This is a genomic window from Flavobacterium cheongpyeongense, from assembly GCF_003202435.1.
Taxonomy (GTDB): domain Bacteria; phylum Bacteroidota; class Bacteroidia; order Flavobacteriales; family Flavobacteriaceae; genus Flavobacterium; species Flavobacterium cheongpyeongense.
This window is the reverse complement of record NZ_QJHK01000008.1, coordinates 24,739-41,011: the sequence shown is the minus strand read 5'-3', so window position 1 is coordinate 41,011 and position 16,273 is coordinate 24,739. Positions and strand designations below refer to the sequence as shown.

Sequence of the window (16,273 nt, the reverse complement as noted above, 5' to 3'; positions counted from 1 at the left end):
ATATTATAATTTCAAATATTATTCACCGTGTAGAAACGCTTGTCTGTTTAACAAAGTTTCTTCATCTTCTACGTGGTTATCATCTGGTACACAGCAATCAACAGGACATACAGCGGCACATTGAGGCTCGTCATGGAAACCTTTACACTCTGTACATTTTCCGGGTACAATATAATATACCTCATCTGAAATTGGTGTCTGGGCATCATCTGCGTCAACTTCTGTTCCGTCTGGTAAAATTACTTTTCCTGAAAGTTTTGTTCCGTCTTTATATCTCCAGTCATCAGCTCCTTCATAAATTGCTGTATTTGGGCACTCTGGTTCACAAGCTCCACAATTAATGCATTCGTCAGTTATAATTATTGCCATTTTATTCTTGGTTATGAGTTAAAAATTATAAGATTTTACAAAAAATGTCAAACATTTTCATCTGCTTTGCCTTATAACTTAATATAGCTTATTTTTGTGCAAAATTACAATCAAAACCTTTCATAAACAAATTAGTTATGTTACAAAACAAAAAAAAACAATCTTTTATAGCGCTTGGACGGTTTTTGAGTCAGTTTTCAGAAGAAAAAAACACTCGAAATGAGTCGGTTTCAGGTAATGACTTGTTTTTTGATGATTTTATAAATCTTATACAACTTTCGCAATCACATAATGGCTGGTATACTCCTGAGCAGGTTTACTTTTCAGTAAAATCATGGGCAGATGCGTTGACAGAAGAGAATATTGACAAATGGCTTTCTCGCTATTCTACTGATTTTGCCCAAAACAATACAAACGAGAAAACAGTAGCTTTAATCTTAGCAGGAAATATTCCATTGGTAGGATTTCACGATTTTATATGTGTTTTAATTACGGGAAATAAGGCTTTAATAAAAACATCATCAAATGACCAGCATTTATTGCCGTTTTTGGCCAAATACTTAATTTTTATTGATGAAACACTAAAAGACAAAATAACTTTTGCGGAAGGCAAATTAGAAAATTTTGATGCTGTAATTGCCACCGGAAGTAACAATACTGCCCGTTATTTTGAATATTATTTTAAAGACAAGCCTTCGATTATTCGTAAAAACAGAAATTCAGTTGCGGTTTTAAATGGTCAGGAAACGAAAGAAGATTTAGAAGCTTTAGGCGAGGATATTTTTCGGTACTTTGGTTTAGGATGCCGAAATGTTTCAAAACTTTTCGTTCCAGCAGATTACAAATTTGATGCTTTTTTTGAAGCCATTTTTAAATATCAGGATGTGATTCATTATGAAAAATATGCTAATAATTACGATTACAACAAAGCCGTTTTTTTAATGAGTAATTTTAAATTGCTGGACAATGGATTCTTAACAATCAAAGAAGATTCCAGTTATGCTTCTCCTATTTCGAGTGTGTTTTATGAATTTTACGAAAAGATAGAAGATTTGCAAAACCGTCTCGAAGCTGAAGCTGAGCAGATTCAATGCATTGTAAGCAATAATCTGATTAAAAACAGTATTTCTTTCGGCAAAACACAGACTCCACAATTATGGGATTACGCAGACAACATCGATACTATATCGTTTTTGTTAATAACATAGGTTAAAAAATTATAATTATTGCGAATAATTTAACGCTTTTTCGGCTTGTATTCCCGAAATTTGCGTTTTTAAAATTTGGACTTTTAACTATACCATGAAAAAACACAACTACAGCGCAGGACCAAGTATTTTACCTCAGGAAGTTTTTGAAAAAGCATCAAAAGCAGTTTTAGATTTTAATAATTCAGGATTATCAATTCTTGAAATTTCGCACCGAAGCAAAGATTTCGTTGCAGTTATGGATGAAGCCCGTGCATTGGCTTTAGAGCTATTAGGCCTTACCGGCAAAGGTTATCAGGCTTTATTTTTACAAGGCGGAGCAAGCACCGCATTTTTAATGGCTCCATACAACCTGATGAAAGAAAACGGAAAAGCAGCTTATTTAGATTCAGGAACATGGGCGACAGCAGCCATCAAAGAAGCTAAACTTTTTGGAGAGACCGTTATCGTAGGATCTTCGAAAGATGACAATTACACTTATATTCCAAAAGGATATGAAATACCGGCTGATGCAGATTATTTTCACTGCACAAGCAACAATACCATTTTTGGAACTCAAATGAAAGAATTCCCGGCAACCAACATTCCTGTTGTATGTGATATGAGTTCTGATATTTTTTCACGTGAATTAGACTTCTCTAAATTTGACTTAATCTATGCCGGAGCTCAAAAAAATATGGGGCCTGCAGGAGCAACTTTAGTAGTTATAAAAGAAGATATTTTAGGTAAAAACGGAAGAGTAATTCCGAGTATGCTGGACTATACAAAACACATCAAAGCAGAAAGTATGTACAACACTCCTTCTGTATTTGCAGTATATGTTTCTCTGTTGACCTTACAATGGATTAAAGAAAAAGGCGGTGTTGCAGCTGTTGAAAAGTTAAATAATGCAAAAGCAGCGTTACTTTATAATGAGATAGACAGAAACCCATTATTTAAAGGGGCTGCAAATGTTGAAGATCGTTCTAACATGAATGTTACTTTCCTTCTTACAAACGCTGAACATACAGAAACATTTGATAAATTGTGGAAAGAAGCCGGAATTTCAGGTTTGCCTGGACACCGTTCTGTAGGAGGTTACAGAGCTTCAATTTACAATGCTATGCCAATCGAAAGTGTACAGGTTTTGGTAGATGTAATGAAAGCTTTGGAAACTAAAGTTTAGTTCCCGAAAAATATCAATTGAATACCGGAACCTTAGCCCCGATAGCAGTGAAAATCCTTTTGTGTTTTTTCTTTAAAAACATAAAAGATTGTAGCGGATAGCGGGATTAGCTTCTAAATAAAAAAGAAAAAATTAATATTGAGGACGAGATTGCTTCATCCTCGCAAAAGACATAAAATAAAATGAAAGTATTAGCCAATGACGGAATTTCTAAAAGTGGAATTCTAGCTTTAGAAAAAGGTGGATTTGAAGTTATCACTACAAAAGTAGCACAGGAACAAGTTGCTAACTTTATCAATGAAAATAATGTCGATGTAATTTTGGTTCGTAGCGCAACCAAAGTTCGCAAAGATATTATCGATGCCTGCCCTGGTATTAAAATTATCGGACGAGGTGGTGTTGGTATGGACAATATCGATGTTGATTATGCTAAAAGCAAAGGAATTCATGTAATCAACACTCCTGCTTCTTCTTCAGAATCAGTTGCTGAATTAGTATTTGGACACTTACTTTCTGGTGTTCGTTTTTTACATGACTCAAACAGAAATATGCCTTTGGAAGGTGATTCAAACTTCGACGGTTTGAAAAAAGCTTACGCAAACGGAACTGAATTAAGAGGAAAAACATTAGGTATCGTAGGTATTGGCCGTATTGGTCAGGCAACTGCTAAAATGGCTCTTGGTTTAGGTATGAAAGTTATTGCTGCTGATGGATTTATTCCGTCTGTAGATGTAAAAGTTGAGTTTTTTGATGGTCAGTCTATTACAACTACTATCGTCCCTCAGTCTTTAGAGTCTTTATTAAAAGAATCTGATTTTATTACTTTACACGTTCCTGCTCAGGATGGTTATATCATTGGTGAGAAAGAATTCGAAATCATGAAAGATGGTGTTGGAATCGTTAACTGTGCGCGTGGAGGAGTTATTGACGAAGTTGCTTTGATCAAAGCTTTGGATTCAGGAAAAGTTTCTTTTGCAGGATTAGACGTTTTTGAAAGCGAACCAAAACCTGAAATGGCAATCTTAATGCATTCTAAAATCTCTTTGACTCCCCATATCGGAGCTGCTACAGGTGAGGCTCAGGATAGAATTGGTACTGAATTGGCTTCACAAATTATTACTTTGCTGAGCTAATCTGTAATTAAAATACTTTAAAAGGGGATTTATTAATGTTGTTAATAAGTCCCCTTTTGTTTTTTGATTAAATTTGAGTTATAAATCTAACCTAATTCTTTAATATCATGTTTGAACAATTAACCCAATTAGTACAACAATTTGGAGACGATGCTGTTGTAAAAAACAGTGCCATTCCGAATGAGCATAATGAAGGCGTAATAAATGAAGCCGGGAATTCTATCTTTTCAGGACTTCAAAAAATTGCATCAGAAGATGGCGGTAAACAATTAACTACCTTATTTCAGGGAAAATCTATTGACAGTTCGAATCCTGTTGTACAACAGCTGACACAACAATTATCAGGGAGCCTTGGCGAAAAATTTGGTTTAAGTAATGATACCTCTTCAAGTGTTGCCGGAAGTATGATTCCTAAAATTTTAAATTCTTTAGTAAATAAAGCAAAAGACCCTAACGATAACAGCTTTCAGGTTTCAGATATTATAAATGCAGTGACAGGAAACAGCAGTCAGGCTTCAGGTATTATGGATACTATTTCAAAATACGGAATGCAATTTGGCTTAGATCAAAATGCAGATGGCAAGGTCGACACAGCAGATGTTCTTGAAGTTGCTAAAAGCAATGGCGGTATAGGTGGATTCATTGGTAAATTATTTAACCGCAAATAATAAAACTTAGATGTTTAAAAGAGCTGTTTATTGAAATACTGACAGCTCTTTTTTTATTGATTAAAAAAAGTAAGTGCTATTCCTGTAGTTGTAAAATGTTAAATAATAAAAGCCATCACTCCTTTTTTTGTAAATTTAAAGTTCAAATTTAAGTCATGAAAAATTTCGTTTGCCTATTAGGAATCTTATTTACGATTATTGCATGTTCGACATCTTCGAAGAATAGTACTGAAATAAACAATCCAAAATCAACAGCGGTAAATGATACAGTCCGGATTGCGAATGATTCTTTAGAATATGAAGTTATCATTATTGATAATGGATTTAGTTTCTGGCTTTCTTCTCAGGCATTGCCCAGAAATTATTATTCCTTAACGTATCTGGAAAATAAAAATCAGGTTTATGTAACAGAATGGAATAATCGTGTTCTGCAGCCCCAGCGGTACAATCCAAATTTATATGAAATGACCATAGACTATCAGTCCCACATTAGATATGGCTACGAAGTGAATTACCTGATTTATAATTATATGATTTATTTTCAAAATACTTACAAACAAAAGCTCGCCGGATATGTACCACAACGATAATGTTAGTATATTTGTAATCACTACAAATAAAAAATGAACAGATTAAAGCAACGTTGGGGCATTACCTCAAATTTTCAGCTTGTTATTATATTTATCGTTTTTGCGATCACCGGATCTGCATCTGCGTGGCTGTCCAGACCTTTTTGTGAATTTTTACATATCACCAAAGAAGACTTCGGCGGTTGGTTTACCCTTATACGATTAATAATTATTTTCCCAATCTACCAAGTTCTATTGGTTGCTATTGGAACCATTTTTGGACAGTTTCGTTTCTTTTGGAACTTCGAAAAGAAAATGCTAAAGGGTATGGGATTGGGATTTCTCTTCAAAAATTAATTATAATACCGATTATGTATTTAATATAGCGAATAAAAATAGCCTGTTTTTATATTTATACCGGAGTTTATACCAAAAAAATTCCAATCTTTTGAATATTATAATTGGGATAATACAGTTGGCATTTTCCCACAACCTTCACGTAGTTCTTTTCTTGCTTTTCATACAGAATGGATCATTTATTATAAACAACATTTCTCTTTTCAGTTTATTTTCTGCAAAGTATTATACTGTCAATAAGCATTTAAGTTTTATCATAAATTATATCACAACGTAAGGATTTTTATCAACAAAACATCAAACCAGAACAGGATGGAACAGGATAGTTTTTTTTAACATTTTGTAAAACTTTACAGTAATGATTACATTACTAAACTAACTAAAACCAACCAATCGATGTTAAAGAATACTTTTAAATTATTTTTTGCAATGGCAATAGTCTGCCTTACAATGTCTACTGCAAAGATCTCTGCCCAGAGTCCGGTAGTGAAAATTGATTTTGATCAGGCAAACAGACAAACAACAGAAGTGGGTGAACCCGACTATACTTCCTGGGTGGTAACTACAAATAGCGCCACCAAGACTGAAAACGGAGTTACATTTACAATAACGAGAGTGGGTGATAAAGGAGATATTTTAGGAACTAACTGGGAAAAAGCAGGTATCCAGGCTCCCTACTATGCCCGATTAGTCTGCGATGGTGTAACGGTAAAAGGGACAACTGCAAACGAGGGAGGAGAAATAGAACTTCGAATTACTGGGCTACCAACAGGAGCCCATACTTTAATGGCTTTTTTAAACGCAGTCGATAGCCCGGTTTATACTTTTAGCCCAATTGATATTTCTATAGATGGAAACCTGATCGTTGACAATTTGATTCCGACTATCAGGGCTCATAAAACAGCAGATGCAAAATCAGCATATTTAACATTTGAGGCGATTTCGGGAACTGATGTTGTTGTCCTTTTCGCAGCAGAAACATCAGGTACTGAAACTTTCAAAAATGTAATGCTAAACGGATTTGAATTAAACACTCCTAATATTTTTAATCAGGCCACAAATCCTGATCCTAAACATAATGATGAACACGTAGAATTAAGTTCAGGCAATAAAACATTAACATGGACATCTGCCATTAATGCTGTATCACATAATATCTATTTTGGCACTAATTTAGCAGCCTTGGAAGCTGCTAATACGTCTTCACCTGAATTTAAAGGTAATCAACTCAAAGCAAATACTTCTTTCCAGGCAAACGGATTATATACAGGTGAGACATACTATTGGAGGGTTGATGAAGTATTAGCAAATAACGAAATAGTAAAGGGCAATATTTGGCGTTTTCGCCCTGCCCAGCTTGCTTTTCCAGGTGCAGAAGGATATGGCCGCTTTGCCCGTGGCGGAAGAGGCGGAAAAGTAGTAGCCGTGACCAACCTTAATGACAGTGGTCCTGGAAGCTTACGTGAAGCGATTACTAATGATATAGGCCCAAGGACTATTGTTTTTAATACATCTGGAATCATTCAGCTTGAATCTCGTTTAGTATCAAATCAGCCTTACATAACAATTGCGGGGCAAACTGCTCCCGGAAAAGGAATCTGTATTCGTAAAGCTCCTCTGGGAATTACAGGAAATGATGCTATAGTTCAAAACATAAGAGTGAGATTAGGAGGCGGACAAACTTTTGATGGTATGGGACTAACTGGTGCCGATAATAGTATCATAGACCATTGCTCTATCAGCTGGACCATTGATGAAGCTTTTAGTTCCCGTTCAGGAAAGAATATTACATTACAAAAAACATTAATTTCTGAGGCCTTAAATGCTGCAGGACACGAAAATTATCCCGCTGGAACTGAACATGGTTATGCGGCGACAATAGGCGGTGATATTGGCAGTTTTCATCATAACTTATTAGTGCACAATTATGGTCGAAATTGGAGTTTAGGTGGCGGATTAGATGGCAGTGGAGCTTATGCTGGCAGAATGGATATCACCAATAACGTTGTTTATAACTGGGGTTCCAGAACAACGGATGGTGGTACCAAAGAAGTGAATTTTGTAAATAACTATTACAAACCAGGAGCAGGTTCTAAAATATTTGTTGCATTTAGTGCCGATAACGAAAATGCTGGAACAGGAATGCAGCGCTGTTATTTTAATGGAAATGTAATGCCGGGTTATTTTGACGAAAGTAATCAGGCTATCGGAAGAAGAGCTACTTATAAAAATGGGGCTACTAATACTTACGATAATTTTGTCAATACTCCATTTTTCCCTTCATACGTAACTACACAATCTGCAAAAACTGCCTATAAAATAGTACTTTCAGATGTTGGATGTATTCAACCGGACTTTGATAAACATGACCAAAGAATGATCTCAGAAACATTAAACGGAACTTATACGTACAAAGGAAGTGTCACCAATAAACCTGGATTTCCTGATAACGAATCGGATGTTGGCGGCTACGAAACATATCCTGAAATTGTCAGAAATGCCAATTGGGATACGGATCAGGATGGATTACCTGACTGGTGGGAAACGATCACAGGAACTAATTTAAATTCAGGTATCAGTGATTTCTCTGATTCTAATGCTGATAATGATTTAGATGGTTATACCAACTTAGATGCATATTTACAATGGATGTCCCTGCCTCATTACGATTCCCCTGACGGAAGTAAAGTCAGCATTAATATCCAGAAACTTTCAAGAGGTTTTACAAGTGGGGTCAGCTATTCTGTTTCGAATGTAGTAAATGGAAATGCTTCTCTTAACGCAGATATCGTAGATTTTACACCAACTGCAACAGGTTTATGCTCTTTTGATTTTACTGTTACGGATAATGAAGGAGCCAGTATGACCCGAAAAGTTAATATTGTTAGTGGATACAGTTCTACTTTATCAATAGAAAAAAACGTTAAAGAAGATAGTACTTTTAAAGTCTGGCCTGTTCCAAACAACGGTTCGTTTTCAGTTTTGATGGAGAATGACGGCAGCAATACAGAACTTAAAATCTTTGATATACTGGGCAAAGAAATAATCAAACGCAACATATCAGGAAGAGCTCAGGAAAATATCAGTTTGAAATCAAAAGGTCTTTTTATTCTGAAGGTTTCTGATCCCGTAACAAAAGAAGTATTGCATACAAGAAAGATTATTGTTCATTAAGTTAGTTTAGTTTGAGAAATGGCAGCCCGGGTAGCTGCCATTTTTTTTATAATTCTTTTTGTTTCTGAAAAAAATACGTATAAATCCAGGTAATCGTAAAGGATGGGATCACATCTGTAAACGGAATAATTTCTTCAACAAAAGTTAAAATACTTGCCGTTCTCCCAACTCTGCCTTTATACATTCTGGTCATAATAAAAGCTGCAACTGGTGCCCAAATCACATCCGAAAACTCACCTAAAACTGGAATACTTAATGAAATCATTCCAATTCCGTCAAACAGTAAACCTAGAAGCAGTTTTCTGACTTTCCCATCTTTAATAATTATTGTTTCTTGTCTGTCCATTTCATTTTTTTATTTTATTGTTACTGCAAATAGTACACCAAAATTTCCATCTGTTTGAATCCAATCGTCTTAAAGAAGATAAGCAGGAGAAACAAATCCGTCGAGATATAACGCATTCCAACATTCTAAAATTTTGAAATGTTCTCAAAATCATAAAAATTAACTTTTTTCGAGCACAAAAACAACTTTACCATTTGACAAAATACCAACTCCGTTTCTAATATCAAGATTTACAGACGCTTGTTTAAACTGAGAATGAATTTGACCATCTCTTCTATAGAAACGGATTTAGTCCAATATCTATAAGGACTATAACCGAACAGAAATCAGTTGTTATTCATTCAAACGACAAATACAAAAAACACAAGCTACTGTTTGTGTTTTTTTGTATTTGGTTCTGAATGAATTGTTGCCTATAGTAAGAACTTTTATTGCGGACTTTTATTGTTTGCTTTATACGTGTAATGAAGTCCGGAATATTTTACCCTAAAAAAAAACTGGCTGCCAATTTCTTGACAACCAGTTCTTAGTACAATGTAATCTTAACTATTTAATAATTAGTTTTCAATTCAACTCTACGGTTTTTGGCTTTGCCTAGTGCAGTGGTATTTACTGCAATAGGTTTGGTTTCTCCAAATCCAATGGCTGTTAATCTAGCCTCTTCAATTCCTTTACCTATCAAATACTGTTTTACAGAATCGGAACGTTTTTGAGATAAAGTCATATTAAAATCATCTGCACCCACGCTATCTGTATGTCCTTCAATGGTTAATTTGGCTCCTTGATTTCTGTTTAAGATTAGGGTTAGTTCATCCAATTGCGAAAGTGAAGCTACTTTTAATTTATCTGAATTGTTTTCGAAAAAGAGTTTACTTCCAATATAAGTTATTCTTACAATATCGGCTTTAGTAATTTCAGGACAACCACTATTTGCAGGAGTTCCTTTGGCATTCGGACATTTATCATCTATATCTACTACACCATCTCCGTCAGTATCAGGACAGCCTTTGAGTGCTACAACTCCAGCTACATCTGGACAACGGTCGATATCATCGGTTACACCATCTTTATCGCTGTCCATTGGGCAGCCTTTGCTATCCACTTTGGTACCAGATTTAGTGTTGACACATTGATCATCCTTATCGGCTACACCATCTCCATCAGCATCAGGACATCCATTGAGTGTAACTGTTCCTGCTTGGTCTGGACATTGGTCTTTTGAATCTTCAACTCCGTCATTGTCTTTGTCAGGACAGCCGTTGAGCATTTTTGAACCTGAAATATCGGGGCAATTGTCCAAATAATCTGGAACACCATCGGCATCTTTATCCAGTGGACAGCCCTTTTTGTCTACAGCAACTCCCGCTGGTGTATCTGGACAATTATCCTTCTTATCTGATACACCATCTTGATCGGTATCAACAGAATTACCCATATTGAAAGTCAACCCCGCCATATGAGTTACATACGAATCTTTTTTATTCATTTTACCATCGGCATTGTCAATTCCATCACGTCCGTCATGGTTTGAAAACAGGAATGTTTCCTGCAGATTCAGCATTATGACTGGAGTAAGCCTAATGTTGATACCCCCACCAGCTGATGGCAGCATAAAATCATACTTTTCTTGATGAAAATTAAGCTGGTTGTCAAATAGAATCGCTCCAACTCCAGCAAATACATAAGGTCTTATGACATATTCTGGTGCTACGATATTGAAACGTAAGTTAATAGAAGCTGCATTAAAATCAGATTTAAAACTTGCAGCTTCGTTATTATGATAACCAATAGTTCCTTTGGATAGCAATAAGTTTAGGTCGAATAATTTGCCTAAATATCTAGAAACAGATATACCCCCAAAACCGTACATGGAATTATCAGTTTTGTACCAGTCCCTGCCTAAATCACCATTATATTGAGTAACACCTGCATGCAGCCCAACATTCCATCTTTTATCTTCTGTCTGTGCCCTTGAAGTAAAGGTAAATGCGGTAACTGCACACAGAAATAATAATTTTTTCATAAAAATTTTTTATTAAAATTGTTAGGTATAAAGGTGAGATACAACAGACGAATTTTGTTATATAACTATTCTTAAAAGTTATATTATTCACTTACTAATTTAGAGTTAATGAATTGATCATTTTGCAGATTCTAACGTTATCTATTTATATAAATGTATTGACTCCTATAATTAAACAACATGATTTTTAGATCTAAACAGCTAAAAAAAGCACTTTAAACTATAATACTTTAAAAGAAACTGAAATAGATAACCGTTTTAGAGAATATTATAAAACTTTAGATTATGAAATTAGCAAAAGCTGTACCCTCCTAATGGAAACTAACTATATAACTCAAAAAATGTAAATAAAAAACGCAAAAATTCGTTACCAAATATTGTTCTTAAAATTCTGTTACACCCCATTTTAATATCGGCAGAATCTTTGTTTCTTTGTAAAAACAGTTTCTACATGATACACGCAAAAAGCATACATAAATTCTACGATCAGCTGGAAGTTTTAAAAGGAGTTGATTTACACATTCAAAAAGGAGAAATTGTTTCAATTGTAGGTGCTTCCGGTGCCGGAAAAACCACTTTACTGCACATTTTAGGAACTTTAGACAAACCTGAAAAAGGCTTCGGGACATCCCTGACTATAAACGGGCAAAACATCTTAGAACTCAACGACAAAAACTTATCCAGATTCAGGAACCTGAATTTAGGTTTTATCTTTCAGTTTCACCAGCTTCTTCCCGAATTCACTGCACTTGAAAATGTTTGCATTCCGGCTTACATTGCAGGGAAAAAGCCTTCTGAAACAGAAACTGAAGCAACAAAATTATTGGAATATTTAGGATTATCACACCGGATACATCATAAGCCCAATGAACTTTCCGGTGGCGAACAGCAGCGTGTTGCCGTAGCAAGGGCTTTAATCAATAAACCCGATGTGATATTTGCCGATGAACCTTCAGGAAATCTCGATACCCATTCTGCAGAGAATTTACATCAGTTGTTTTTTCAGCTTAGAGATGAATTTGGACAAACATTCGTGATAGTGACCCATAATGAAGAACTCGCTAATATGGCTGACAGGAAATTGGTAATGTCGGACGGGCAAATTATATCTTAAGATGTTTTTAATTCTTTTAAGCTGGATTTATATTGGTTTTACAACCATAAATATTGGTTTTTTTACAAATAAAATTTTAGGATTAAAGAATTCAAATTTTGTTATTTTCTCAATTCTTGGGCTTTTCACAACTACACTTTTCGCAGGATTTTGGGCGATTTTCGAAAGAATTAATATTGAATTTCATATTATTTTCTTAATTCTGAATATTGGGATTTATTTAAAATTTAAAAATAGTATCAAATCAATTTATAAATCTTTTTTTTATGAATTATTATGCTTACCTATTTCTTTAAAAACAGCATTATCCATTATCAGTATTTTAATATTAGCTCAATGCGCTTCAATTCCCTTCATCATTGATAATGAATCTTATTATATTCAGACCATAAAATGGATAAATAAATATGGCTTTGTAGAAGGTGTTGCGAACCTGCATTTTTTTCTAGCCCAAACCAGTGGATGGCACATTACGCAAAGTGTTTTTAACTTTTCCTTTTTATACAATAAATTTAATGATTTAAGTGGTTTTTGTCTTTTATTGGGAAATGTATATGCTTTTTTGCATCTTAACTCTTTTTTTAAAAGCAAAAAGATTAATCATCTGCTAATTGGTTTTTTACCTTTTGCTAATATTTTTTTCTTCTCATTTATTAGTACACCGTCGCCGGATTTGCCTGTTTATGTCCTATCCTTAATTATTTTCTATAAGTTTATAAACAATTATAAAAACCTAAGCCCAGAAACATTTAATCTTATTGCAGTACTGGTTTTCTTTGCTGTGTTTATAAAAACGACGGCGATTATCCTGATATTTATTCCTGTAGCACTATTTTCTGCACATTATCAGGCATTAGTTTCAAAACTCACAAAATCATTACTATTAGGGATAATGGTTTTATTCCTTTTTCTGATAAAAAATACTATAATTAGCGGATACCCTTTATTTCCTTTAACATTCCATCTGTTTTCTTTTGATTTTCAAATTCCGGCTTCAATGGTTCACACTTATTATGGCCTGACCAAAAGAGCTGCTTATGAATTAACAGAAAATCAGTTTAATAGTCTAAACGTATTCGAAATCTCTAAAATATGGCTTTCCAGACGTGGTTTACACGGCTTTTTCAATAAAACAATTTTATTGCTTTTGCTGTCAATCCCAGTTTTTGTCTTTAAATATTTTAATAAAAAGTCATTTTGGATTTTATATATAATCCTTTTTTTACAATTGCTATTTTTATTTTTTACTTCTCCTCAGTATCGGTTTTTTATAAATGCCATATTATTTTTCAGTTTTCTAATCGCTGCCTCTTACATTAATACTGAAAAAAAAATTGTATTTTCAATGTATTTCTCCTTAATAATTTTAACGCTGCCTACTATATTTACTTTTGACCTGAGCTTTTTTACAAAGAATACCCATCTGAAAAACAATAGCACATTTTCTGTAAATCAAATCATTTTCCCTTACAAGAACAGTAAATTTGAAGATCGTTTTGAAATGATAAAAAATGGTAATTTAAAATACAGTTCTCCAATCAATATTCCTTTTTTTTGGGGAACGGGAGACGGCGAAATACCTTGTGTGAACAAAGATCAAATAAAATATTTTGAGACCTATTACAACGTTAAACCTCAAATGCGTACCAACAATTTAAAAGACGGATTTTTCTCCAAAAAACTTTCAAAGAATGAATAAATCAGAACTCAAAGAATTTCTTGACGAAAAAGTTATTCAGTATAATAATCTTGATTTTATCGAAAGCGATCCCGTACAGATTCCGCATCTTTTTACAAAAAAAGAAGACGTTGAAATTGCTGGATTTCTAAGCGCAACAATTGCGTGGGGAAACCGCAAAATGATTATTAAAAACGCACATCAGATGATGAATTTGATGGGCAATTCGCCTTATGATTTTGTAATGTCGCATTCTGACTCACATTTAGAAGCATTAGAAAATTTCGTACATCGTACATTCAACGGAAAGGATTTTGCCGGATTTATAAAAGGATTACAGCATGTTTACAAAAATCATGAAGGTTTAGAAGCTGTTTTTGCTAAAAATCAGGAAGCAGACAGTCTACAAAAAAGCATTTCAGAGTTCAAAAAAACATTTTTTGAAACCGATCATCTACCCAGAACCGAAAAACATATTTCTGACCCTTTAAATAATTCTGCAGCAAAACGCATCAACATGTATCTGCGATGGATGGTCCGCCAGGACTCAAAAGGTGTCGATCTTGGTATTTGGAAAACCATTTCTCCCGCTGCCCTATCCTGTCCTCTTGATGTACATTCTGGTAATGTTGCCCGAAAATTAGGTTTGCTGACAAGAAAACAAAATGACGGAAAGGCTTTAGCCGAGTTAGACATAAAACTACGGAAACTAGACCCTAATGATCCTGTGAAATACGACTTTGCATTATTCGGATTAGGAGTTTTTGAAGGATTTTAACCTTTAATACAAAAAAACTAACAATTCCAATCTCTAAAAACTAAGGGGCAGAATTTTACAAAAAACTGGAATGAACTTGGGATTTTCGAACTTAATGAAGTGGCATAAGTCCTAAAGAATACCTTACCCAATAGGAATATATTGTCCGGAATAATATGGCAGACTATTTGGGCAAAAACTTAAAACATGGATTTGAACCCAACCAGCAACTAATTATAACACCTAAACACATCATATATCAAAGGGATAGTACTATTTCTCTGTTATAAGGGGATTTAATGCTATCTTTGCAAAAAAATTAAGGCAAATGAGTACGTTCGAAAAATTCAATCTTCCAAAATCATTACAAAAAGCAATCGATGAATTAGGATTTGTAACCCCTACTCCTATTCAGGAAAAATCTTTTTCTGTGATCATGTCAGGCCGCGATATGATGGGAATTGCGCAAACCGGTACCGGTAAAACATTTGCTTATTTATTACCTCTTTTAAAATTATACAAATTTACCCCCACCAATACACCAAAAATTGTAATTCTGGTTCCAACACGTGAATTAGTGGTTCAGGTTGTGGAAGAAGTTGAAAAACTAACCAAATACATGTCGGTGAGTACACTTGGGATTTTTGGGGGAGTAAATATCAATACACAAAAAAAAGCCGTTTACGAAGGAGTCGATATTTTAGTGGGAACACCCGGAAGAACAATGGATTTGGCTCTTGACGCTGTAGTCCGTTTTGATGAAACTCAAAAATTGGTTATCGACGAATTTGATGAAATGCTGAACTTAGGTTTCCGTACACAATTGACGGCTCTTCTGGCCATGATGAAAACCAAACGTCAGAATATTTTATTCTCAGCAACCATGACAGATGAAGTCGATGCTGTTTTGAATGACTTTTTTGATTTTCCTGAAGAAGTTACCCTTGCAGCTTCAGGAACCCCACTTGAAAATATTACCCAAATTACATACAATGTTCCGAATTTCAATACGAAAGTAAATCTTTTGAAACATTTATTGGAAACTAACGAAAGTATGGAACGGGTTTTAGTTTTTGTGAATAATAAGAAAATTTCAGACATGCTTCATACCCGAATCGAAGAAGATTTTGAAGGGCAGTTTGGTGTTATTCACTCCAATAAATCTCAAAATTATCGTTTGAGTACAATGGCAGAATTTCAGGAAGGAAACCTTCGAGGACTAATCACAACTGATATTATGGCGAGAGGTTTGGATATTTCTAATATCTCACATGTTATCAATTTCGAGCTTCCGGAAGAACCTGAATTGTATATGCACAGGATTGGTCGTACAGGACGTGCAGATGCAACAGGGACTGCTATAAGTTTTGTAACACCCCGTGAGGAAGAATTTAAAATTGAAGCAGAAGTTTTAATGAATACTGAACTTGAAATAGCTGATTTTCCTGAAGAAGTGGAAATTTCAACCAAACTGATAGAACCTGAAAAAGACAAACAACCCATTAAGTTTTTAATGAAAAAAGTAAAACTTGATGGCGATGGTGCTTTTCATGAAAAAGCTAAAAAGAACAAAAAAGTCAATCTTGGAGGACCATCCAAAACCAAAAAGAAAACCCATGGCTCTGTTAACCGGAACATGTTGAAAACGAGAGACAAAAAGAGAAAAGACAGTAATAAATAATCTCAGTTTTCGGTCACAGTTTTCAGTGTCT

General features: G+C 34.5%; 14 protein-coding genes. 11 read left to right on the top strand and 3 right to left on the bottom strand.

Going from position 1 to position 16,273, the window contains the following annotated elements:
* Positions 1-18 precede the first annotated feature (18 nt).
* On the bottom strand, positions 19-369 hold the full coding sequence (locus DMB65_RS10710) for a 4Fe-4S dicluster domain-containing protein (protein WP_110306648.1): 351 nt from the start codon (positions 367-369) through the stop codon (positions 19-21).
* A gap of 137 nt (positions 370-506) precedes the next feature.
* Between DMB65_RS10710 and DMB65_RS10705 the strand changes: the two genes are divergently transcribed.
* The 7 genes from DMB65_RS10705 (at position 507) to DMB65_RS10675 (ending at position 8,643) form a co-directional block, all read left to right on the top strand.
* Positions 507-1,577, top strand: a complete 1,071-nt coding sequence (locus tag DMB65_RS10705) for an acyl-CoA reductase (protein WP_110306647.1) — start codon at positions 507-509, stop codon at positions 1,575-1,577.
* Positions 1,578-1,671: 94 nt separating this feature from the next.
* Entirely contained in the window at positions 1,672-2,742 is a 1,071-nt protein-coding gene (gene serC, locus DMB65_RS10700; protein WP_110306646.1) for a 3-phosphoserine/phosphohydroxythreonine transaminase, read from the top strand.
* Between the two features lie 182 nt (positions 2,743-2,924).
* Entirely contained in the window at positions 2,925-3,875 is a 951-nt protein-coding gene (locus DMB65_RS10695; RefSeq protein WP_110306645.1) for a D-2-hydroxyacid dehydrogenase, read from the top strand.
* Positions 3,876-3,982: 107 nt separating this feature from the next.
* On the top strand, positions 3,983-4,543 hold the full coding sequence (locus tag DMB65_RS10690; RefSeq protein ID WP_110306644.1) for a DUF937 domain-containing protein: 561 nt from the start codon (positions 3,983-3,985) through the stop codon (positions 4,541-4,543).
* A gap of 155 nt (positions 4,544-4,698) precedes the next feature.
* Complete coding sequence (locus tag DMB65_RS10685; RefSeq protein ID WP_110306643.1) at positions 4,699-5,133, top strand: DUF6146 family protein; 435 nt, start codon at positions 4,699-4,701, stop codon at positions 5,131-5,133.
* A 33-nt stretch (positions 5,134-5,166) separates the two neighbouring features.
* A complete protein-coding gene (locus DMB65_RS10680) occupies positions 5,167-5,469 on the top strand; it encodes a DUF6787 family protein (protein WP_110306642.1) in 303 nt (100 codons plus the stop codon).
* A 429-nt stretch (positions 5,470-5,898) separates the two neighbouring features.
* Complete coding sequence (locus DMB65_RS10675; protein WP_230470648.1) at positions 5,899-8,643, top strand: T9SS type A sorting domain-containing protein; 2,745 nt, start codon at positions 5,899-5,901, stop codon at positions 8,641-8,643.
* 46 nt (positions 8,644-8,689) lie between these two features.
* On the opposite strand, the gene DMB65_RS10670 is transcribed toward DMB65_RS10675, so the two are convergent.
* Together DMB65_RS10670 and DMB65_RS10665 are read right to left on the bottom strand one after the other, a co-directional pair.
* Entirely contained in the window at positions 8,690-8,989 is a 300-nt protein-coding gene (locus DMB65_RS10670; protein WP_110306640.1) for a hypothetical protein, read from the bottom strand.
* A 550-nt stretch (positions 8,990-9,539) separates the two neighbouring features.
* Positions 9,540-11,012, bottom strand: coding sequence for an OmpA family protein (locus tag DMB65_RS10665; RefSeq protein WP_110306639.1), 1,473 nt, complete (start codon positions 11,010-11,012; stop codon positions 9,540-9,542).
* Between the two features lie 451 nt (positions 11,013-11,463).
* On the opposite strand from DMB65_RS10665, the gene DMB65_RS10660 reads away from it, so the two are divergent.
* The 4 genes from DMB65_RS10660 to DMB65_RS10645 all read left to right on the top strand — a co-directional run bounded on the left by DMB65_RS10660 (position 11,464) and on the right by DMB65_RS10645 (position 16,242).
* The gene (locus DMB65_RS10660) at positions 11,464-12,126 is read left to right on the top strand and encodes an ABC transporter ATP-binding protein (RefSeq protein ID WP_110306638.1); all 663 of its coding nucleotides are present in this window, start codon (positions 11,464-11,466) and stop codon (positions 12,124-12,126) included.
* Between the two features lies 1 nt (position 12,127).
* A complete protein-coding gene (locus tag DMB65_RS10655) occupies positions 12,128-13,825 on the top strand; it encodes an LIC_10190 family membrane protein (RefSeq protein WP_110306637.1) in 1,698 nt (565 codons plus the stop codon).
* A complete protein-coding gene (locus DMB65_RS10650; RefSeq protein ID WP_110306636.1) occupies positions 13,818-14,582 on the top strand; it encodes a TIGR02757 family protein in 765 nt (254 codons plus the stop codon). Before DMB65_RS10655 ends, DMB65_RS10650 begins: the two co-directional genes overlap by 8 nt.
* 307 nt (positions 14,583-14,889) lie before the next feature.
* The gene (locus DMB65_RS10645; RefSeq protein ID WP_110306635.1) at positions 14,890-16,242 is read left to right on the top strand and encodes a DEAD/DEAH box helicase; all 1,353 of its coding nucleotides are present in this window, start codon (positions 14,890-14,892) and stop codon (positions 16,240-16,242) included.
* Positions 16,243-16,273 lie beyond the last annotated feature (31 nt).